Source organism: Flavilitoribacter nigricans DSM 23189 = NBRC 102662, from assembly GCF_002646595.1.
In the GTDB taxonomy this organism is placed as follows: Bacteria; Bacteroidota; Bacteroidia; order Chitinophagales; family Saprospiraceae; genus Flavilitoribacter; species Flavilitoribacter nigricans.
In genome coordinates this window covers 14,936-34,610 of record NZ_PDUD01000029.1, presented here as the reverse complement: position 1 = coordinate 34,610, position 19,675 = coordinate 14,936, and the positions used below count along the sequence as shown (strand labels likewise).

The window sequence follows — 19,675 nt, the reverse complement described above, 5'->3', positions numbered from 1 at the left end:
TTCCAATCACAATGTCAATCTCAATTGCAAGATCAAGGTAGAGGCAGCTTTATACGCATCGTTCACCTTTTGCCTGATTTTGGCCATTGAATTTGCCATTGCGATTGAAATTGCAATTTTTATTTTCCTGGCATAAGTGCAGCCGGCCGCTCATCAAAACTGCTTGAGAATGCGTTTGACCGAGGGCAGATAGCTGGTGCCGAACATATTGAGGTGTACCAGCAGGTAGTAGAGCTGTCCGAGGGGCAGCCGGTCCTCCCAGCCGCTATCCAGCGGATAGCTCTCCTGGTAAGCACGGTAGAATTCCTCCGGGAAGCCGCCGAAAAGGCGGGTCATGGCGAGGTCCATTTCGCGGTGACTGTAAGCAACGGACGGGTCGATCAGTACGGCCTGTCCGTTGGTATGTACGAGGTAATTTCCGCTCCATAGGTCGCCGTGGATCAGTGCCGGCGGTTCGGTAGGGTAGAGGTCCCCGAGTTGTTTACAAAGTCGTTCCAGGTACTGCATATCCTTCAGGTCCAGCAGAGTCTGTTCGTAGGCCATTTTGCCCTGGGGAAGCAGTCTTTCGTGGGTATAAAAACCGGGCCAGTCATCGTGTGCCCCGTTGGATTGGGGTAGCCGTCCGATAAAATTGGCGTGATCGAGCCCGAATTGATCGTTGCTTTGCCGGTGGAGTTTGGCCAGGCCCCGGCCGAATGCCGGCCAGAAACCGCTAAGCGGAGTGCCGGTCTGTATGTATTCCAAAAGCAGGAAAGCAGCCTCCCCGGCCGGTTCGCAGGCAATGAAATCCGGGATAAGGATCTCTGCGGGGGCGGCGGAGCGCAGCATCTCCAGACCTCTGGCTTCCGCCTGGAACATGGGGTAGGCCTGCGGGCCTTCGTTGATCTTGACAAAAAATTGCTGCCCGTCCTGAACGGTGATCAGGCGGGCATCATTGATATCTCCGCCGCTGACGGGACTCACCTCGATCAGGCTTTGTCCGAGTTGGGCTTCGATTTTATTGGTAACCACTTCGGATAGATAATACAAATCTAGATCCGGTTCTGGTTGATCAACTCCAGCAATTCTTCCCGGTAGTTCTTACCGATGGGCAGATGCTTGGCTTTTCCTTTTTCGAGTACCTCGATCATGTTCCCGACCACGGCGTTGATCTTTTCCACGTTCACGATATAGGAACGGTGGATGCGTTTGAAGATCTCGCTCGGCAGCTTTTCTTCCAGTGATTTCATCGTTTGCAGGGTGATCACCCGGCTGTCCTCCATCCGGATGATCACGTAATCCTTCAGGCCTTCGATGTAGATGATATCATTGAAACGAACCTTAACCAGCTTCTTATCCGCTTTCACGAAGAAGTAATCCGGGCCGATCTCATCGGTGGATCCTCCTTTGGCCGATCCGTCGTCTTTGCGTTGTAGTTCTATTTGTTCGATCGCCTTATTGACAGCCTTCATAAAGCGGTCAACCGAGATCGGTTTGAGCAGGTAATCGATGGCGTTGAGTTCAAAACCTTCGATCGCGTAGTTCGGGTAAGCGGTAGTAAACACCACCAGCGGTGGTTTAGTGAGCGTTTTCAGAAAATCGATCCCCGTGAGCTGTGGCATCTGAATGTCGAGGAACATGAGGTCGATATCGTTTTCTTTGAGCGCTTCATTTGCTTCGAAAGCATTGCTGCATTTGGCGATCAGATTGAGATCCGGCACTTTTTCCACGTAAGTTTCCAGCACATCCTGAGCCAAGGGTTCGTCATCGACGATAATTACATTTATCATATGTGTGTGTTTAGTATATCCGACCTCCGGTCGGTTATCGGTAGCGGCGGTAAGCCGGCTTTTTGGTATTTTCATCCGACCGGAAGCCGGATTTACATGAGTTTAATTTTCAAATGTACGGCGTAGGCATGGGGCATATCTTCTATTTTCAATTCATAATTGTCGGGGTACAGCAGGTTGAGTCGCCGGTGAATATTGACCAGGCCGATCCCCCCGCTACGCCGGTTGGGGTCCCGTACCGGTGGCGTTTCCGGTTTACTGTTCTCGATATAAAAATCTACGCACTGTTCCTTTACCGATAGTTTAATGTTAACAAAGCCTTTCGTGATGTGGTTGCTTAGGCCGTGTTTAAAGCTATTCTCCAGAAACGGAATAAACATCAGCGGTGCGATCTCCTGATCGCTGACCTGGCCTTCTACCATAAAATTGATCTCAATATTCTTACCCTGACGCAATTGTTCCAGGTCGAGATAATTCCGTATGTAATTTACTTCTTTTCTCAGAGGTACGCGCTTTTCGTTGCATTCGTAAAGCATGTATCGCATCATTTCGGACAACTTGATCACGATCTCCGGCGCCTGATCCGACTTTTTAAGCGTCAGCGCGTAGAGGTTGTTCAGGGTGTTGAACAAAAAATGCGGATTGATCTGCGATTTCAGGAACCTCAGCTCCGATTGCATGGTTTGTGTTTCCAGTTCCTGCATCTCCCGCAAATGCTGGGCCCAGTCCTTCACGATCTTGACGATGGTGGACGCCCCGACGATAAAGAAGGTGAACAGAAAATGGAGGTTCTGATCCTCGATCAGGTCGGCCTGTAGGGACGGCTGATCGCCGAATTTGAAATAAAAGACGATCACCTTGAGCGGGGTCACAATGATGGCGAACAGTACCAGCAGCACGCCGTAGGTCAGGAATTTTTTTCGCGTCAGGTAGTTCGGGATCAGGTAAAACAGATTGAAATAAACGATCAGCGCGTAAAAAAATACGTTGATGATCTGATTGCTCAGGGAGAACCAAAAACCATCCAGTACAGACTCCCGCAGAGTAAGTATCATTAAAAGCGTCAGCCAGAAAAGTGAATGATAAACAACCCTTTGGGTCAGCCATTCGTACAGTCTGGCTCTGATATCCACGCGCGCAATCGTATTCATAATCATCGCTGAACTCCGATATTCCATAAAAAGCAGTTTTCGGCACCTTTAATTTTATGCGCCCGGAGAAAATTCGATCCGGATACTGGAAGGATCGAAATATTCCGAAGCCCACAAAATGCGGTGTATTGTATTGCGAAAAGCTGCGATCGGTAAAATAATTTTCGTGGTCTTAAAAGTACAAAATATTAGATTAATGCTAGGAAATACCCGAAAAATGGAGCCTGGGGTACAAACATTGAAGCGGATGAGAAATCTTTGTACTTTTGCGCCGACAAAAATGAAAATCTGGCTATGGTGTACTTAACCCGGCGCGAGCGATTCAACGCTGCGCACAAGCTTTGGGTTGATCAATGGTCCGAGGAGCAGAATCTGGCTACCTTCGGCAAATGTGCCAACAAGAACTGGCACGGGCACAACTACTGGCTTTACGTAACGGTAAAGGGCCGGCCCGATCCGGTTACCGGCTTTATTATAGACGTCAAGAAGCTGAGCCGCCTGATCAAGGAAAGTATTGTGGATAAGGTGGATCACTGCAACCTCAATATGGATGTACCCTTCATTCCGAAAGGTATGCAGCCCACTACGGAAAACCTAGTGATCCTGTTCTGGCAGCAACTGGAACCGCTCCTGGAGGAGTGCGAGCTGCACAGTATCAAGCTCTATGAAACCGAAAATATTTACGCTGAATATTTTGGCCCCTAAGTCCGCCGGGCTACGAATCGGTAAAATTTTTCAACCCTTACCGCCAATTTGTGTTTCTATTGGGTGCACGATGTATTGAACCCAATAATTTTACGGTGTTATGGTAATGAATGAATTAGAGAAATCTCAATTAGAAGCATTAGAGGAGCTAAAGGAGCATTATGAAGGCGTTTTGACCCTGGTTGGAGAAGATCCGGATCGGGAGGGACTGGTTAAAACGCCCGAGCGAGCTGCTAAAGCAATGCAATTCCTGACGGCCGGTTACGAGCAGGACGGCGAAGCTATTCTGCGTTCGGCCATGTTTAAGGAAGACTATAGCGAAATGGTACTGGTAAAGGATATCGAACTGTATTCTTTGTGCGAACATCACATGTTGCCTTTCTTTGGAAAAGCGCATGTTGCCTATATCCCCAACGGGCATATCGTGGGTTTGAGCAAGATCCCCCGGGTGATCGATGTATTCGCGCGCCGGCTGCAGGTACAGGAACGACTGACGGACCAGATCCTCCAGTGTATCCACCAAACCCTGCAACCCCTGGGAGTAGCCGTGGTGATCGAAGCCCGCCACATGTGTATGATGATGCGTGGTGTTCAGAAACAAAATTCGGTGACTACCACATCCGCCTTTACCGGAGAATTCAAGAATTCGGAAACCCGCTCCGAGTTCCTCACGCTGATCGGCAGCAAACTGCATTAATGGCCTGCCTGGCGTAAGTACAACTGAAAATTAACTGCAATATACTTTTAGGAACGTAGAGGCAAATGTATTTTTGCCTCTACTTTTTATTTAAGAAACTGGATATAAACATGAAAGCATACGTATTTCCGGGGCAGGGAGCCCAATTCGAAGGCATGGGAAAAGATCTCTACGAACAATCGGCAACCGCCCGCGATCTGTTCGATCAGGCTAATGAGATCCTGGGGCACTCCATCACCGATGTGATGTTTGAAGGCAGTGCCGAGGATCTGAAGGAAACCAAGATCACTCAACCCGCAATTTTCCTGCACTCCATTATTACCGCCATGGTGGCCGGTGATAATTTCGCTCCGGAAGCCGTAGCTGGACATTCGCTCGGCGAGTTTTCCGCACTGGTTGCCGCCGGGGCCCTGGACTTCGCCGACGGCCTCCGACTGGTACAACAGCGTGCACTGGCCATGCAGAGTGCCTGCGATCAGGTGCCGGGCACCATGGCGGCTATCCTGGGCCAGAGCGATGAAGATGTAGAGGATGCCTGCGCCAAAGCGGGTGATCTGGTTATTCCGGCCAACTACAATAGTCCGGGGCAACTCGTGATCTCGGGTACCGTAGCCGGAGTACAGGCCGTGGTGGATTATTTTGCCGAGCAGGGCGCCCGTGCGATCCTGCTGCCGGTGGGAGGCGCATTCCACTCCCCCCTGATGCAACCCGCCCAGGACCAACTGAAAGATGCGATCGAAAAAACGAATTTCGGTAGCCCGAAGTGCCCGGTCTATCAGAATATTACCGCGGCCCCGGAAACCGATCCGGAGCGAATTCAGGAGAACCTGATCAAGCAGCTTACCGGCCCGGTTCGCTGGACCCAGACCATGCAACGTATGCTGGCCGACGGCGTGACGGAATTTATTGAAGTTGGGGGAACCGGCAAAGTACTTCAGGGGTTAGTAAAGAAAATTGATCGCCGTTTTCCAACCTCTAAGTTGGAAGTCTTATAGGGATTCGGTATTTTGTTGTTACCCGAAAATTATTGGAAGACGCTCATATGAAAGAGAATTTGCATGATTGAAAAAGGAATTGAAAATGGTAAGGTTTTACTGGCCGAACCTTTTATGTTAGATCCCAATTTCCGTAGATCGGCGGTTCTGCTGTGTGAACACAACGAAGAGGGGAGTGTGGGCTTCATCATGAACAAACCGCTCCGGATGCGTATCGATGAACTCATCGAAGATTTTCCGGAATTCGATTCGGAAGTGTTCTTCGGCGGGCCGGTCCAGACGGATACCATCCATTATGTACACAATGTGGGAGAAATGCTGGACGAGAGCCGGTACGTGGTAGACGGGGTATACTGGGGAGGTGACTTCAGCAAATTAAAGTTTCTGATCTCTTCCAAACTTATTCAGCCCGAGAATATCCGTTTTTTTGTCGGCTATTCCGGCTGGTCGGAAGGCCAGCTTGCCGATGAGATGAACCTCGGCTCCTGGGTTTCCGCCAATATGGACGCCAATTATCTGTTTAAATCGATCCCTTCCCGCCTCTGGGAACAGGTGATGTACAATAAGGGAGATGTATATACGGTCATCTCCCAGGTACCGGAAGATTTTAGCTGGAACTAACCGCCGGACGCTGGTCCCCGGCTACCGTCATTTTCCGTAAAAATATAAGTGGCTATCCGAAAGTGTTTCGGGTAGCCACTTTCAATTTAAGCGGGCAATTGGTGAACGAGCCCCCCCCGAAATGGTGTTCAAGATAAAAACACAGTGCAGGTTGCCGGGACGAGCATTCTGGATATTTTCCAAATTCTAAGTGTATATTTGGATAAGATTATAACTTGAACTATTTTATTTCGAATTAACCAAACTTTACAAAAAATGAATAAGCAGCTAACCCTATTTTTGGCCCTGGGCATGTTCTTTTGGATGATCCAGAGCTGTGCAACCAGTTCCAAAACGGCCAGTATGGAAAAATTTGAGTACACCGCAGCCGTTAACAGTATCGTTCAGGATAAATGCTACGGATGCCATAGTGCCGACGGCCGTTCGGACAAGGCGAAGCAAGCTCTGATGTGGGATAATGTCCCGACGATGACCGCTGATGAGCAGGCACACATTCTGGATGAGATCATGGAGGTGACCTCCGAACGCAAAATGCCGCCTTCCCGCTTCGTGGAAAGCCGTCCTGAAAAAGCCCTGACGGATGAGGAGATCGCCACCTTCCAAAAGTGGGCGAAAGATATGATGGCCGTCGTGGAGAAAAGTAAGTAACTCCCGGAAACGGTCAGCTTTAAAAAGGCAGAAGATCTGATGGACCAGTGCCGTCAGATCTTCTGCCTTTTTTTATGGATACTGCTAAAGTTTAGGGTTGTCCCGCCACCGGGTTGCCCGCTGCTTCTGCCACCTGTTCTGCTTTTTTCTTTACGGCAACTGCAGGCTGATCGATGCTGTTCAGCATGGACAGATAACCGTCTTTCAGCACGTTGAATTCCGGCATCAGCTCATCCGGTAACGGATTAGCCGGCGGGAAGGTCATGTTCAGGTGATTCACCTGTTTGCCGTTTTTCCAGAAGCGGAAACAAACGTGCGGGCCGGTCGCCAGACCGGTAGAACCCACATAACCGATAACCTGTCCCTGCTTGACGTGGGCGCCCGGGTGAATACCCTTGGCGAAACGCTGCATGTGCAGGTATTGGGTCTGATACGTATCGTCGTGCTTGATCTTTACGAAATTGCCGTTCCCCTTGGTGTAGCTGGACTGGAGGATCACGCCGTTACCCACCGCCAGGATCTCCGTACCGTAGGGCGCCGCGTAATCCGTACCGTAGTGCGGCCGGCGGTATTTCAGGATCGGATGCAGGCGATTCAGGTTGTAGTAGGAAGAAATGCGCGAAGCCCGGACGGGAGCTTTCAGGAAAGATCCCTTCATGGGGTGCCCTTCCAGGTCGTAATAGCCCTCGTTTTTGGCGCCGTCGTCATAATAGATGGCGTAGAATTCATTTTCTCCCGTTTTGTAGAGTGCGGCCTCCACGCGACCAATACCTACTTCCTGGTCCTCAATAAAGCGCTGCTCGTAAACGAGTTTGAACTCGTCTCCGGCCTGCAATCTTGTGAAATCCAGGCTCCACTGCAGGGCGTCCTCCATTTTGTCGGCCAGTGCCGGGCTCAGGTTCTGATCCGACATGGTTTTCCAGAGCGACCCGCCCTGGGGGATCTTACCGGAAGCGGTCCGGATCTCGGTGGTGATCTCCCGTTCTACCTTTTCTACCTGGAGACTGTCCTGCAGGTGGAATACGATGTACTCGTAGGCATTGGGTTCGTAAATGAAGTAGTCGGCCCGCTGGGTACTGTCTTTCGTAAGTACCGTGTAGGGCTTCCCGGCCTGAAAACGGCGAACGTCAAAGGTTCCTTTGGCGTTCCGTACCAATTGCTCGATAGACGGGTAGTCAATGTTAAATTTCAGCAGAATATCTCCGAGGAAAGAGCCATTCGTGATCTGGCTTTCAAAAACCTGGAAAGTATCTAGCGCAAATCCATAGCGTTCGTTCGGAACGACAATGGGGAGTGCGTGTAATTCAGATAGTGATTTGACCTCCTGCGGTGCCTTGGCCCGGAAGGAAGTGGTCGTCATGTAATAAGCGCCGGCTGCGAGTGTAAGTCCTATTAAGGAAAAAATATACCCTTTGAACAGCTGTTTTTTCGTTAGGCGACTGAATGTGTTGCGAATCGATGGTAATTCCACTATTTAACCAATTTGGGTTAACCAATCCTGTTTCAAGTGAAAACAAGTAATCTTTAAATGTTCTGAGGGATTATACTGAGAGATATGGCCCTGGTAACTAATAATTTATAAATACGTCAACTAAATCTATGTATTGATACTAATCTGTTAAAAATAATCGAAAAATACTATGAAATTTATTACCGGGCAGCACAAATATAATTGTCGAATTGGAATACACCTAATTATTTACTCGATTCTTTCCTATTTTTGCCCCAAACTGATACCATAGGCCAATGAGCAAAACGATGAAATATGACCTGCGCGGCGTTTCGGCAACCAAGGATGAAGTGCACGCAGCCATCAAAGATCTGGATAAGGGATTGTACCCGAAAGCATTTTGCAAGATCATTCCCGACGCCGTCGGGGGCGATGCCGAATACTGCAATATCATGCACGCCGATACTGCGGGTACCAAAACAAGCCTGGCCTATCTCTACTGGAAGGAAACCGGCGATCTTTCCGTCTGGCGCGGCATTGCTCAGGACGCCCTGGTGATGAACCTGGACGATATGGCCTGCGTGGGCTGTTACCAGGATATCGTGATCTCTTCCACCATCGGCCGGAATAAAAACCTGATCCCGGGAGAGGTGATCTCCGAGATCATTCAATCCGCTTCGGCCCTGGCCGATCAGCTGGCCGAACTGGGGATCCGCCTGCATCTTTCCGGCGGCGAAACGGCTGATGTGGGCGACATTGTACGCACCATTGATGTCGGCTACACCGCTTTTGCCCGGATGCGTCGCGATCAGACGATCGTCAATGACATCAAAGCCGGCGACGTTATTGTGGGAATGGCCTCCTACGGAAAGGCGAGCTACGAGGATACGTACAACGGCGGTATGGGCAGCAACGGCCTCACTTCCGCCCGTCACGATGTGCTGGCCAAGGAATACGCCGGAAAATACCCCGATAGTTTCGATCCCAATACACCGGAGGAAGTGATCTTTACCGGAAGCAAAAAACTGACGGATACGATAGACATCCCGGGCCACGGAAGCATTCCGGTCGGTAAGCTCATTCTGTCGCCTACGCGTACCTTCCTGCCGGTACTACGGCCGCTGATCGAGAATCACCGGGATAAGATCCACGGGATGATCCACTGCACCGGTGGCGGACAGACCAAGGTCCAGAAATTCATCGGTCCGGTCCGGGTGATCAAGGACAATCTCTTTGATCTGCCGCCTTTATTCAAACTGATCCAGGAGGAATCCGGTACGGGCTGGAAAGAAATGTACCAGGTTTTCAATATGGGCAACCGGATGGAGGTCTATCTGGCCCCGGAACATGCGGAAATCGTGATCGAGCAGGCCCGCTCATTCGGGATCGACGCGCAGATCGTAGGCCGTGTGGAAGCCGCCGAACGTCCCGAAGTGAGAATTGAATCACCCTTTGGTGTTTTTGAATATTGATCATCCGAAATACCACCTGCACCGAATCCCCGAACTCCGCAAAGAATCCTTCAACTATTTTACTACTATGCAGACAATAACATTTGCTGATTTGAGAAAAATAACGATCGCCTTGCTGCTTGCCGGTATCCTCTGGAGCTGTAGTGACCAGCCGGCAATGGAAGCACAGGACGATGCCCCGGCATCGCAGGCAGTGGCCGAAAAGTCGGAAGTTCCGCCGCCTCCGATCGAAGGAATGGTCTGGATGCAGGGCGGTCATCTTCAGCGGGAAGGCCGATCGGCCGATTTACAGGGATTTTATGTGGACGCTACCGAGGTGACGGTAAAAGAATTCCGGGAATTTATCGAAGCTACCGGTTTCCAGACCGAAGCGGATGCCTACGGCTGGTCCGGCGTATTCAATCGGAAGACCCAGACCTGGGATCCCGTTGATGGAGCCAACTGGGAGTATCCCATCGGCCCCGACGGCCCGAAAGCGGCCGAAGATGAGCCGGTTACGCAGGTTTCCTGGAATGATGCTACCGCCTACGCCAAATGGGCGGGTAAACGCCTGCCCAGCGAGACGGAGTGGCTCTGGGCGGCCAGTCAGCGTGGCGAGCAGAAGTTTCTGAACTGGGGGGACGAACTGCTCCCGGAAGGAAAGTTCATGGGTAACTGGTGGCAGGGCATTTTCCCCTACGAAGATTCCGGTGATGACGGCTTTCTGGGCGTAGCGCCGGTGAAGAGTTTTCCGCCGGATGCCAATGGGCTATACGATATCGGCGGTAACGTCTGGGAATGGACCAACGATCTGCGTTACCCGAGCGATCAGGCCAATCCGAATCCGGAAATGGTGATCAAGGGCGGTTCTTTCCTTTGTGCCGACAACTACTGCGCCGGCTATGAACTGGACAGTCATCAGTTTACCCCCAAAGACAGTGGTTTGAACCACCTGGGGTTCCGCTGTGTGAAAGATTAGAGACCGGCCCGGGAGCATACGCTGGTCCCGGGGCCGACAATTTTCTTAGGCCGGCTTAAAGTGCCGCAGATCGGGTGCAACTACTGCCGTGCCCGAGCCACTTCACCGAAACCAGTTTCCATCTATTGTAAGATCTTCACCTTACTCGTGATCAGTTCATGGGTAGGGATGACTACCTTTTCTTCCGCATTCACCTGCAGCGTTACGGAGATCTTATTCTGTTCCACGATCTTACCGGCGATCCCGTCGATCTCGATCACCTGACCGAGGTGGAAGGTACGCTGACTGAAAAAACCGGCGAGCAGATTGGCCAGCAGGTCTTTGGAGGCAATGCTGTAGGAGATCGCGGCGGCCGCCAGAATGGCCCCCATGATCAGCAACAGGTTGGAAGTTATGATGTTGGTGTCCAGACCGGCCTGCTCCAGGGCGGTAAGGGTGACAATGGCGATCAAGAGGTAAAAGACAAAAGAACTGATCAGCCGGCCCGCGCTGATGCCCAGGGAACGGGTGGTGCTTTTGATAAAATCCCGGACAAAGGAGGCAATGTAGGTACCCACTACAAAAAAGATAATAGAGACCATAAGGTTGGGCAGAATACCGAGAAGATTGGAGATCTCTACGGAAAGCGCATTCCAGCCCAGGGTTTCCGAAGCGGTCATGATGATCAGCAGGATCAGGATCCAGTAGACAAATTTTCCGACTACCCGGCTGGCGGGAATGTTGACGTTGGCTTTCTGCAGGAACTGGTCCGCCTTGATACTTTCCGCCAGCCGGTCAAACCGCATCAGACCGAGCAAACGCGTGATAGCTCCGGAAACCAGGCGGGCAAAAAGCCAGCCGAGCAGCAGGATCAGCAGGGCTCCGATAACACCGGGAATGGCGCCCATGAATTTTTGACCGAAGATCTGAAGGGACTCTAAAAATAGTTCGGACCATGTAGATAATTCACTCATCGCTTTTGATTGTAATTAATGTTAAGTGTTTGCTTAACCGGGTGTTGGGGCCCCGGAAAAATTTAGGTGTTATGCCGGTCAAAAGGCATTCACCTGGAGATCATCTGCCGGCGGAAAGGAGGAGAACTTCGTCCATGCCGGATTTGAGTCCTTCCGGTGAAAGCGGTTTTCCGATCCTGACCCGCCTGAGATTGGCTTGTTTACTCGTGGTTATTGCCAAACATGGCGTCACTAACGGCTTCCAGCATGGACCATTCGGAATCGGTAAACCGAACGGTGAAAAAATCCGCCAGTTCCGCCAGAAAGCTCAGCGTATCGATGGTAGAAAAGACTTCGTCCCGAATTTCTTTCGGAGCCGAAACGGAGGCATTGAGCTGCCCAAACCGGTCTTCCAGGATCTGATCCACCGGTGTATGATCTTTATTTTTCATCGTGACTACTTTTTATTAATTCGGCTAAATGTTCACGGCTGCGTTTCAACCGCATTTTCACGGCACTCTCGCCCGCTTTGAGTAAGATGGCCATGGATTTTATCGACATCTTGTCCTGATAGTACATACTCAGCACCATGCGTTCCTGGGCCTTTAGATTTTTGAAGGCCGCTTCGAGCGCCTCCAGTTTAGCTTCTTTAAAAAGTTTGTACTGTAATTCGGTATTCTCGATCTCGTTCTGTTGGGGGACTTCGGTGATATCGACGGTCTGGAATCTTTTTCGTTTGTTCAAATAGTCGAAACACCGGTTGTAAGTGATGGCAAATACCCAGGAATAGAAGGGGCCCTTGGCTTTAAAGCGGTCTAGGTTGAAGAAGATCTTAATAAAGATGTCGTGGGTGAGGTCTCGCGCGGTATCGGAGTCCTTGATCAGGCTGATGCACTTGTGGTACACTTTACCGCTATAACGGCGATAGATCTCTTCCTGCCCTTCCCGGCGCAGGTGAGCTTGTTTTTCCTGGATAATAAATGCTACCAGCTCATCATCAGGCCAATCGCTGATCTGTTTTTCGGCGGCTCCTTGCTCAGACATCAAATTATTCGTTCCTTCTTTGGATATAGACCGAAGAGGTAACTTTTGGTCACATAATTGGTGAGAAAAAGGCCGAAATACCCCAAAAAGCCCACTGTCAGCGCAGGGCTTTTCAGTTCTATAAAAACACGCAATGGGAATTTTTCAATTACAATGTCAAGCACAATAGCAATAGCAAGCAAAAGGCAGCTTTCTACTCCGATTTTGACCTTTTCGCCTGATTTTGAGTTATTGAAATTGCTATTGCCATTAAAATTGCCATCTTTTATATTCAATAATTTGAGAACTGAACAGCCCTACACTTTCGGCGGGCAACCGCTGCAATAGGAACGTCAATTACCCGGCCCTTTTACCGATAGGTCTGAACAATCTTCTGATGGAATGTGCAACAGAAAAAAAGAAAACTGCCAGCACTCCATGTCCGGCAGCTCCCCGAAATTTACAGTTAAGCAGTTTCCCTTTAAAAGAAGGAATAATTTGATCAGAAATGTTGAAAAAGGAAAAAGAGAACTACTTAAAAGACTTTTAACCTATCCGGTTGGTAGTCAAAAGTATAATATGGACTAAGCGGCACGGATCGGTCACATGAAATGGCCGTTTTCCTATACTTTTTTTCGGGAGCGTAAGCTGATCAGGCCCAGCACGACCAAGCCGATTGCCAGCAAATAGGGCCAGGTCGAGCGGCCGCCGGCCTTCAATTCCAGCGGCGTATCCTGACCGTAATAAACGAATCCGGACCAGCGAAAAGGATGCTTCAGTTGCGGGTCGCCAAACTGTTCCAGATAATCGAGTTTGGCCCGGTGCAATGCGGCTCCTTTCGGACTACCGGCTTTGAGCTTTTCGTAAAAACTTTCCAGCAGTCTACTGGTCGCGCCTTCGTCAACGGGCCAGAGGCTCATGGCCAGATTGGGGCATCCGTTTTGGGCAAAAGCCCGGCCGATACTCGCGACACCCTCCCCGCGGAACAATTTCCCCGCGCCGGTCTCACAGGCACTCAGCACCGCCAGGTCGGCACTGTACTGCTGTTGGTACAATTCATTGACATAGAAGCGGCGGCGTTCCGGATCGGGGTCTGCAACCAGAAAGTAACTGAATTCCGGTTGCTCGTGATCGAGGTAAGCGTGGGTGGCCAGGTGCAATACGCTGGCCCGGGGAGCCATTTCCAGGAGTCGTTCCCGACGGGCGTCCCGGCCGAGGAACAGGTCCGTCGGCAGGATCTTCGAAATGTACTCGGTAGTGAAACGCGTGCGGGGCAGTTCCAGCGATTCATCTACACCGAGTTCGGGGGCCAATTGGGCCATGGGCGCAAAGGCCAGCACTTTGCCGTTGGCCTCCGGCCGGTTTCCCGTCTGAAAATAGTGTGAACTGGCCGAAAATGCGTAGTGTACCTCGTGCTGCCGCAGCAGAAAATCCCATTGCCCGTAATCGGCGCCTTCCGGACGGTCGGTAAGCAGTACTTCGAAGGGGATCAAACTCAGCCGGGCATCCGGAACGATCGTCAGCCGGGATCCGGCGCGCAATTGCAAGGGCTCGATGAGGTACCGGTACAAGGCCAGGGCGGGTTCGGGATCAAAAGGGGCATCGTATTGTTTCAGATTGCGCAACAAGGCATTGATGTGCGGTTCCAGGGATTCGGGAGCAGCCAGTTCGACCATGTTGACCCCCGTTTTTTCAACTACAAAACCCAAACTGAAATCATTAGCCAGAAAGTATTCAACCCAGATCTCACCGGGAGCCAGCTGGTCCTGTAGATCCTGAAGACCAAGGATGCCGGGCCGGTATTTCTGCCGGTAGTAATCGGGATAACCCGCTTCCACCGAATCCAGCAAATGCCGGTACTGTTCCCGGAGAAGCGACAGCTGATCATTAGGTGCCGGTTCGCCTGACGCCGCTTCTTCATAAGCCGCTTTTTCCAGGTACTGGATCTTGGCCGCCAGGCGCGCCAGTTGCTTCCGGGTAGCGGCCGGCAGTCGCGAACTCGCATTAAGCTCCCGGAGTCCGTCCAGTAAAAGTACGGCCCGGCTCTTCTCGAAAAAATAAAAAGCTGCATCCGCCCGCTCGCTCATCAGGGCCACTTTTACGGCGGATTGGTACATTTTCTGAGCCTGCTCCCGCCAGTAGAGTTTGGTGTTTTTTTCCAGATGGCTTTCCCGCATCAGATCGATCAGCTGGTCGCAGGTACGATAAGTAGCCAGTGCCTGTTGCAGATGATCTGCGTTTTGCTCTTTTTCCGCCAGGGCAGTCCACAATCTGGCTTTATCCTGCAGGTGGATCAACAGGGAATTTTTGTTGGGATATTCCCGCAGCAGTGTAAGGGAAGGGTTGTCTTCGGCGCCGGAAGGTTTGAATTGGGGCAATCCCCAGCTAAGCGCCCGCTGGATATGGTCCAGACCTTCCCGCGGGCGTCCCAGATCCAGGTAGGTGCTGGCCAGGTTGTCGAAGGTCCGGGCCAGGGTGATATCCGTTTTCCCGGGGGTGACGGACTCCAGTCGGATATCCAGCGCCTTACGGTGCCATTCGAGGGCTGCCGACGGCTGCCCCAGATGCCGGTAGGCAATGCCCATATTGGTGTGGATGCTGGCGGCGAGATCTTCGTCCTGACAGCACTGTTCGTTATAGTCCAGCGCCTGCTGGAAATAGCTTCTGGCCCGGCGTAGGTCCCGGGCATTGGTATAGGCCAGTCCCAGCCGGTTGAGGCTCAGGGCGGCCAGGGAAGCGTAATAGCCGTCCGAAGCCGCCAGCTCGTCGTAATTCGCATAGGCTTTTTCCAAGAGATCGATAGCCGAACGGGTAGCTTCCGGTGTTTCTTGCTTCAGGTACAGATCGGCCCATTCGGCCAGTAGGGTAGTACGCTCCGCCTGGTCGTCGGGGTAGGGCGCTTCCTTTAAGGCGGCGGCAAAAGCCTGCTCGCTCAGCTTGAATTCACCGAGATCCCGGTACAGGCTTCCCAGCCGGAACAGGGTGTAACCCAGTCGGGAATTGGGCGCCCGGTCCACAATCAGCTGGAAGTAGGCAAAGGCCTCGTCAAAGTTGCCCAGGTTGTGGTAAAAGCTCCCCAGGTTGTAAGCGCTGTAGAGCACCTCTTCACCGGCTTCCGCTTCGTGGTCGAGCCGGATCTCCAGCGCCTTTTCTGTCTGTTCAATGGCCTGGAACAGATCATCCAGTACAAAATAGACCACGCCGAGTTCGTGGTGGTAACGTGCCCGTTGCAGGGGCGTTCCCTTCCGACTCTCTACGGCCGCTTCGAAACGTTCCCGTTGTTCCGGCCAGTCCAGTTCCTTAATGGTGGCGATCTCCGCCTCGAAATCATCCTGTGCGGCCAGAGGATTTACGGCGGTAAAAGCCAGAATACACAGGACCAATCGCAGGATGGATGAGGAAAAAACTTGCTTAGAATACTGCACGATTAGCGTTTTTTTCGGAAATAAAATGACGTAAAATTGCTTTGATCCTGGCGTGTTTTGCACCGTCAGGATCAAAGCAATTCCATCAAATAAAGCTCAGGGGCCGGTGGATCATCTTACCGCCGCAATGCAGACGATGGAGCTATACACCGGCCTCCGGAAAATTTACAAAAAAATCGTCAGGAATTAGGTCCTGTTTTCGGCCGGTCAGGGGCTGAAATCCAACCACTCCACCGGATAATACGGATATACCTTACCGTAACGGGTGATCGTTTTGGACGGGATCGTCGTGAGTATTTCATTCAGTATACTACTGCGGATCTTTGCCGGCGAGTGACTGGGAAAAGTATGGATGTAATTGGCCATAATGGCGGACATCACCGGAGTGGCCATGGAGGTGCCGCTTTTGGTAGCCGATACTTTCCCTCGCAAATGCAAGGGGATAAGGCTTCGGATGTCTTCGCCGGGCGTTGCTACAAAACCGTCCTGCTTGATGCCTTCGGTCCGAATATTGGTGTCTGACCAGAGGTCTCCCGTTTTTCCCAGAGCCCCCACAAACATCAATCCGCGAATGCTATTGCGGGTAGTCAGCGCGTATTCGGCGGGATAATAGTTGGTGACGGCCAGATCGGCGCGTTCGTTGCCGGCGGCATTGACGAATACGGCCCCTTTGGAGGCCGCGTAGCGAATGGCTCTCTGGAGCAGTTTTTCCGATCCGCCGTAGAAGCCCCAACTGGCGTTGATCACCCGGGCGCCCTTTTCCGCAGCGTACAAAATGGAGCAGACGGCGTCAAAGGTATTGCCTACGCCGTTGGCATCCATTACTTTCAGGGCCATGAGCTGATAATTGATATCGGGTTGATGCTGGCGGAGTTCCCGGACCACGATCCCGGCCAGGTGGGTGCCGTGGGAATGGTCGTCCATGGGATTGTTATCGTCGTTGACAAAATCCCAGCCGATGATGTCATCCGTCAGGCAGAACGGATCATCCGGATCGTCCTGGCCGTCTACGGGGTCTTTATCGTTTTCCCAGAAGACCAGCGCAGGTTCTCCGTTCACACTTTGATCCTGGTAACGGTGATCAATGCCGGTATCCAGAATGGCAATGGGGATGGGCGTAGCTGTCTTTTGCGATTTTTTGACCGAAAAGCTGTTCAGGGTACCGAAAGCCTGCGCGTACTGGTTGATCCCCTGTGGGATATCCGGAAAAACGTACAGATTATCCTGCTGATCTTCTTCTTTGATGCCCATTGCCTTAGCGGCCTTATTGCTGCCCGAATCTCCTTCTTCCTTGGCATCCATGCCCCGCACTTCGTAGAGCTCGATCTGAAATTTTCCTTTACAGCCGCAGGTTTTGACCACTTCAAAATTATTGCCGAACAGCTTGCTGCCTCTGGCGCGGATCTGTTCGATATTGTTCATTTGTTCGGGCGTGTACCAGGCCATCAACTGATCCGGGATATAAGAGGCACCCGTCGATAACTGGTTGACGGGATAATCCAGCTGGCGGAGCGATGCGGTTACTTTATTGTAGATCTCCTGACTTTGGGGTTCCTGGTCTGATGTGGAGGTTTCGCGGAGGGGACGACGGTCCGGCCGGCGGTTCTGGGCGTGTAGCTGCAGGCCCGATAGCAATACGGCCAGCGTCAACATTAAGGCATTGAAAAACATCCTGCTTTGGGTTTTCATGAGGACTGAATTTTAGGTGTAAGAAAATTGAAAAAGAGACCAGATCAGTCTAAAGATCCCCCATAAGGGATTTAGCCTGGTCCCGATAGGGGTTTTGTGTATCGGCAAGATTTTGGAGAAGAGATCTGGCTTCCTCCAGTTGTTCAGTTTTAAGGTAAGCCAGGGCGAGGTACCATTCGGCAGCCGCGCTATAGTTGCTATCGGTGTTGCTGGGGTCAATCTGTTTAAATTGGGCGATTGCTTCCCGCTCCGCTCCACTTTCCAGCAGACTGATCCCGTAGTACAGTCGCAGGGCTGCCGGAGCCTGGTGGCCCTCCAGATACGCACCGATGCGCTGGGCGGCTTCGGCGTACCGGCGGGCGGTATAGGGGCGAAGGATCGCGTTTAGTTCATCTTTATTGCCATCTCCCATCAGGTTGACGCTCAGGTCATTTTCCAGGTGGGAGAAATAGGTGTTGTACAACTGGTCAGGACCGCCTTTCCCGGGCCACAACCACCAGGCTGCCGCCAGGGCCAGCAGTACGCCGGCCGCAATGCCCAACCAGCGGAAAGATCTTAGTTTTGCCGTCCGCTCGAGTTGAGGATCCGGACCACCGTATTGCTGGTCGATGGCCTCATCGATACCCCGCAGCAGATCATCGGCTTCCGCCTCGTCACTCAGCAGCGCTCTGCCGCGCCGGGCAATAGCTTCCCAGTCTTCCGCGGATTTTTCTTCCGGAAATTCGGACCGGAAGTTGGTTCCGGTTTCCTGCTGGTCTTTTAGCCAGTCTTCTCGACTCAGTTTGTCCTTATTTTGCTCGCTCATGCTCCAGCCTGGTTAAAATGTTCTGCAAATTGCGCCGACCGTTCTGTAAATAGCTCTTTACTTCTTTTTCCGAATAGCCGGTCTGCTGTGCTACCTGATCATAGGAATGTCCCTTCAGGTAGAACAAGGTAATACAATCTCGCTGGTGCGGTTTTAGGGAAGATAGTGCCTCGGACAGCAATTCTATCCGTCTTTCCTCTTTATCTATAGGACGGTCTGCGCCAGCAGATTCCACAAATAATCCTTCAGAAAATTCGGCAGATGCTTTTTTTAACTGCTTGCGCAGGATATCGATACAGTGATTGCGGCTCACAAAAAAGAGCCAGGGTCGGAATTGATCAACGGGGTGGTCGGGTAGTTTTCGGGCCACCTTTTCGAAGATATCCATGACGGCATCCCGGGCATCCTCGCGGTTTTTCAGATAATCCAGACAGAGCCCCAGCACCAAATGCGAGTACCGCTGGAATAGCGTACCCAGGGCCCGGCGATTGTGCTTTTTGGTGTAGAGGCTCACCAGTTCTTCGTCCGTGTATGATACGGGTTTTTGCTCCATCTAGCTTTGTCGTAAAATTGTGCAATGAGTAGCGTGTTTCCCACATTGGCTGGCGGCAACCAGAAAGAAAGCCTGGATCTTGCCCGCCGGCAGTACGGGGCTCTTTCCTCGCTCGTTTGGGTAACGGCCTATCTGTGTTTTACCATTCCGGTAGGTTCGTTTGTATAGCTTGAACTCGATCCGGTAGTGGTTTCGTGTTCTGCGGGTACCGTAAAATTAGGACTTTATTGGTTTTCTGCCGACCGGGAGAAAATTATTTTAGATCTTTTTGTGGAATTTATCTTTTCCTGCGTCCCTACTGGCGAACTCATTTGAGTATTTCCTCCGGATGAAAACTCCGGACCTGATTAACCACCAAAAACCTGATTTTATGAAAACTTTCATGCAAGCGATTGCCCTGGTACTGCTATGTACCGGCCTGAGCTTTCCCACCTTTGCCCAGCAGGAGATCGAACCGGATAATCCGGTGATCGATGTCAATTTCACGGCCGACCTGCCGGCAATCCCTATTCCTGCGTCCGCTGCCGACGGGCTGACGGAGATCCCCCAGCCTCTGGTGCTTCAACATCCGACGAACGGCCAGTGCTACGCCTTTCGCTGCGCCGCCGGAACCGAATGCCCGGATTGTAAGCTGTACTGGAAAGACCGCAACGGTGACGGCCGCATCAATCCGCGACGAGAACTTCGCTGTCGCTGTGGGGAAAATCCCGAAGCGAAATGCCGGATAAAGGTCCGGCAGATTGCCTGCCCGGACTAGCGCTGGTCCTACATCCCCAAAAATA

At 51.6% G+C, this 19,675-nt stretch carries 21 protein-coding genes; 9 read left to right on the top strand and 12 right to left on the bottom strand.

The window, feature by feature from the left end; genetic code table 11:
• Positions 1-153: 153 nt before the first annotated feature.
• The 3 genes from CRP01_RS24605 to CRP01_RS24595 all read right to left on the bottom strand — a co-directional run bounded on the left by CRP01_RS24605 (position 154) and on the right by CRP01_RS24595 (position 2,920).
• Positions 154-1,029, bottom strand: coding sequence for a fructosamine kinase family protein (locus CRP01_RS24605; RefSeq protein WP_170110525.1), 876 nt, complete (start codon positions 1,027-1,029; stop codon positions 154-156).
• 2 nt (positions 1,030-1,031) lie between these two features.
• Positions 1,032-1,769, bottom strand: a complete 738-nt coding sequence (locus tag CRP01_RS24600; RefSeq protein ID WP_185154574.1) for a LytR/AlgR family response regulator transcription factor — start codon at positions 1,767-1,769, stop codon at positions 1,032-1,034.
• A 92-nt stretch (positions 1,770-1,861) separates the two neighbouring features.
• On the bottom strand, positions 1,862-2,920 hold the full coding sequence (locus CRP01_RS24595; RefSeq protein WP_233752749.1) for a sensor histidine kinase: 1,059 nt from the start codon (positions 2,918-2,920) through the stop codon (positions 1,862-1,864).
• Between the two features lie 294 nt (positions 2,921-3,214).
• On the opposite strand from CRP01_RS24595, the gene CRP01_RS24590 reads away from it, so the two are divergent.
• The 5 genes from CRP01_RS24590 (at position 3,215) to CRP01_RS24570 (ending at position 6,586) form a co-directional block, all read left to right on the top strand.
• Entirely contained in the window at positions 3,215-3,625 is a 411-nt protein-coding gene (locus CRP01_RS24590) for a 6-pyruvoyl trahydropterin synthase family protein (protein ID WP_099152889.1), read from the top strand.
• A gap of 100 nt (positions 3,626-3,725) precedes the next feature.
• The gene (folE, locus tag CRP01_RS24585; RefSeq protein WP_099152771.1) at positions 3,726-4,322 is read left to right on the top strand and encodes a GTP cyclohydrolase I FolE; all 597 of its coding nucleotides are present in this window, start codon (positions 3,726-3,728) and stop codon (positions 4,320-4,322) included.
• A 110-nt stretch (positions 4,323-4,432) separates the two neighbouring features.
• The gene (gene fabD, locus CRP01_RS24580) at positions 4,433-5,317 is read left to right on the top strand and encodes an ACP S-malonyltransferase (protein WP_099152888.1); all 885 of its coding nucleotides are present in this window, start codon (positions 4,433-4,435) and stop codon (positions 5,315-5,317) included.
• 63 nt (positions 5,318-5,380) lie between these two features.
• Positions 5,381-5,938, top strand: coding sequence for a YqgE/AlgH family protein (locus CRP01_RS24575; protein ID WP_099152770.1), 558 nt, complete (start codon positions 5,381-5,383; stop codon positions 5,936-5,938).
• Positions 5,939-6,193: 255 nt separating this feature from the next.
• Positions 6,194-6,586: a heme-binding domain-containing protein gene (locus tag CRP01_RS24570; protein ID WP_099152769.1), complete on the top strand. Its 393-nt coding sequence runs from the start codon at positions 6,194-6,196 to the stop codon at positions 6,584-6,586.
• A 91-nt stretch (positions 6,587-6,677) separates the two neighbouring features.
• On the opposite strand, the gene CRP01_RS24565 is transcribed toward CRP01_RS24570, so the two are convergent.
• Positions 6,678-8,057 (bottom strand): M23 family metallopeptidase, encoded by a 1,380-nt coding sequence (locus CRP01_RS24565; protein WP_143473520.1) that lies wholly within the window; start codon positions 8,055-8,057, stop codon positions 6,678-6,680.
• 275 nt (positions 8,058-8,332) lie between these two features.
• Between CRP01_RS24565 and CRP01_RS24560 the strand changes: the two genes are divergently transcribed.
• On the top strand, positions 8,333-9,508 hold the full coding sequence (locus CRP01_RS24560) for an AIR synthase related protein (protein WP_099152767.1): 1,176 nt from the start codon (positions 8,333-8,335) through the stop codon (positions 9,506-9,508).
• Positions 9,509-9,599: 91 nt separating this feature from the next.
• The gene (locus tag CRP01_RS24555) at positions 9,600-10,466 is read left to right on the top strand and encodes an SUMF1/EgtB/PvdO family nonheme iron enzyme (protein WP_170110524.1); all 867 of its coding nucleotides are present in this window, start codon (positions 9,600-9,602) and stop codon (positions 10,464-10,466) included.
• 122 nt (positions 10,467-10,588) lie between these two features.
• On the opposite strand, the gene CRP01_RS24550 is transcribed toward CRP01_RS24555, so the two are convergent.
• The 8 genes from CRP01_RS24550 to CRP01_RS24515 form a co-directional block, all read right to left on the bottom strand.
• On the bottom strand, positions 10,589-11,419 hold the full coding sequence (locus tag CRP01_RS24550) for a mechanosensitive ion channel family protein (RefSeq protein ID WP_099152765.1): 831 nt from the start codon (positions 11,417-11,419) through the stop codon (positions 10,589-10,591).
• Between the two features lie 200 nt (positions 11,420-11,619).
• On the bottom strand, positions 11,620-11,850 hold the full coding sequence (locus tag CRP01_RS24545) for a hypothetical protein (RefSeq protein WP_099152764.1): 231 nt from the start codon (positions 11,848-11,850) through the stop codon (positions 11,620-11,622).
• A complete protein-coding gene (locus CRP01_RS24540; protein WP_099152763.1) occupies positions 11,840-12,442 on the bottom strand; it encodes an RNA polymerase sigma factor in 603 nt (200 codons plus the stop codon). Before CRP01_RS24540 ends, CRP01_RS24545 begins: the two co-directional genes overlap by 11 nt.
• Complete coding sequence (locus CRP01_RS24535) at positions 12,442-12,717, bottom strand: hypothetical protein (RefSeq protein WP_099152762.1); 276 nt, start codon at positions 12,715-12,717, stop codon at positions 12,442-12,444. Before CRP01_RS24535 ends, CRP01_RS24540 begins: the two co-directional genes overlap by 1 nt.
• Before the next feature lie 327 nt (positions 12,718-13,044).
• A complete protein-coding gene (locus tag CRP01_RS24530; RefSeq protein WP_143473518.1) occupies positions 13,045-15,846 on the bottom strand; it encodes a CHAT domain-containing protein in 2,802 nt (933 codons plus the stop codon).
• 207 nt (positions 15,847-16,053) lie between these two features.
• Positions 16,054-17,535 (bottom strand): S8 family serine peptidase, encoded by a 1,482-nt coding sequence (locus tag CRP01_RS24525; protein ID WP_099152760.1) that lies wholly within the window; start codon positions 17,533-17,535, stop codon positions 16,054-16,056.
• Between the two features lie 49 nt (positions 17,536-17,584).
• Entirely contained in the window at positions 17,585-18,340 is a 756-nt protein-coding gene (locus CRP01_RS24520) for a tetratricopeptide repeat protein (protein WP_099152759.1), read from the bottom strand.
• Positions 18,324-18,893: an RNA polymerase sigma factor gene (locus tag CRP01_RS24515; RefSeq protein ID WP_099152758.1), complete on the bottom strand. Its 570-nt coding sequence runs from the start codon at positions 18,891-18,893 to the stop codon at positions 18,324-18,326. Before CRP01_RS24515 ends, CRP01_RS24520 begins: the two co-directional genes overlap by 17 nt.
• A gap of 24 nt (positions 18,894-18,917) precedes the next feature.
• Here CRP01_RS24515 and CRP01_RS42435 point away from each other — a divergent pair, with 24 nt between their 5' ends.
• Both CRP01_RS42435 and CRP01_RS24510 read left to right on the top strand, forming a co-directional pair.
• Positions 18,918-19,061 carry a hypothetical protein gene (locus CRP01_RS42435; protein WP_170110523.1) on the top strand — a complete coding sequence of 48 codons (144 nt, stop codon included), beginning with the start codon at positions 18,918-18,920 and terminating at the stop codon, positions 19,059-19,061.
• A 202-nt stretch (positions 19,062-19,263) separates the two neighbouring features.
• Positions 19,264-19,650 (top strand): hypothetical protein, encoded by a 387-nt coding sequence (locus tag CRP01_RS24510; protein WP_099152757.1) that lies wholly within the window; start codon positions 19,264-19,266, stop codon positions 19,648-19,650.
• Positions 19,651-19,675 lie beyond the last annotated feature (25 nt).

Excerpts from the sequence above, each read along its gene's own strand:
- CRP01_RS24590 (WP_099152889.1), top strand. The coding sequence starts at position 3,215 with ATGGTGTACTTAACCCGGCGCGAGCGATTCAACGCTGCGCACAAGCTT.
- folE (WP_099152771.1), top strand. The coding sequence starts at position 3,726 with ATGGTAATGAATGAATTAGAGAAATCTCAATTAGAAGCATTAGAGGAG.
- CRP01_RS24600 (WP_185154574.1), bottom strand. The coding sequence starts at position 1,769 with ATGATAAATGTAATTATCGTCGATGACGAACCCTTGGCTCAGGATGTG.
- CRP01_RS24545 (WP_099152764.1), bottom strand. The coding sequence starts at position 11,850 with ATGAAAAATAAAGATCATACACCGGTGGATCAGATCCTGGAAGACCGG.
- CRP01_RS24520 (WP_099152759.1), bottom strand. The coding sequence starts at position 18,340 with ATGAGCGAGCAAAATAAGGACAAACTGAGTCGAGAAGACTGGCTAAAA.
- CRP01_RS42435 (WP_170110523.1), top strand. The coding sequence starts at position 18,918 with ATGAGTAGCGTGTTTCCCACATTGGCTGGCGGCAACCAGAAAGAAAGC.
- CRP01_RS24515 (WP_099152758.1), bottom strand. The coding sequence starts at position 18,893 with ATGGAGCAAAAACCCGTATCATACACGGACGAAGAACTGGTGAGCCTC.
- CRP01_RS24575 (WP_099152770.1), top strand. The coding sequence starts at position 5,381 with ATGATTGAAAAAGGAATTGAAAATGGTAAGGTTTTACTGGCCGAACCT.
- CRP01_RS24570 (WP_099152769.1), top strand. The coding sequence starts at position 6,194 with ATGAATAAGCAGCTAACCCTATTTTTGGCCCTGGGCATGTTCTTTTGG.
- CRP01_RS24560 (WP_099152767.1), top strand. The coding sequence starts at position 8,333 with ATGAGCAAAACGATGAAATATGACCTGCGCGGCGTTTCGGCAACCAAG.
- CRP01_RS24550 (WP_099152765.1), bottom strand. The coding sequence starts at position 11,419 with ATGAGTGAATTATCTACATGGTCCGAACTATTTTTAGAGTCCCTTCAG.
- CRP01_RS24510 (WP_099152757.1), top strand. The coding sequence starts at position 19,264 with ATGAAAACTTTCATGCAAGCGATTGCCCTGGTACTGCTATGTACCGGC.
- fabD (WP_099152888.1), top strand. The coding sequence starts at position 4,433 with ATGAAAGCATACGTATTTCCGGGGCAGGGAGCCCAATTCGAAGGCATG.
- CRP01_RS24525 (WP_099152760.1), bottom strand. The coding sequence starts at position 17,535 with ATGAAAACCCAAAGCAGGATGTTTTTCAATGCCTTAATGTTGACGCTG.
- CRP01_RS24540 (WP_099152763.1), bottom strand. The coding sequence starts at position 12,442 with ATGTCTGAGCAAGGAGCCGCCGAAAAACAGATCAGCGATTGGCCTGAT.
- CRP01_RS24595 (WP_233752749.1), bottom strand. The coding sequence starts at position 2,920 with ATGAATACGATTGCGCGCGTGGATATCAGAGCCAGACTGTACGAATGG.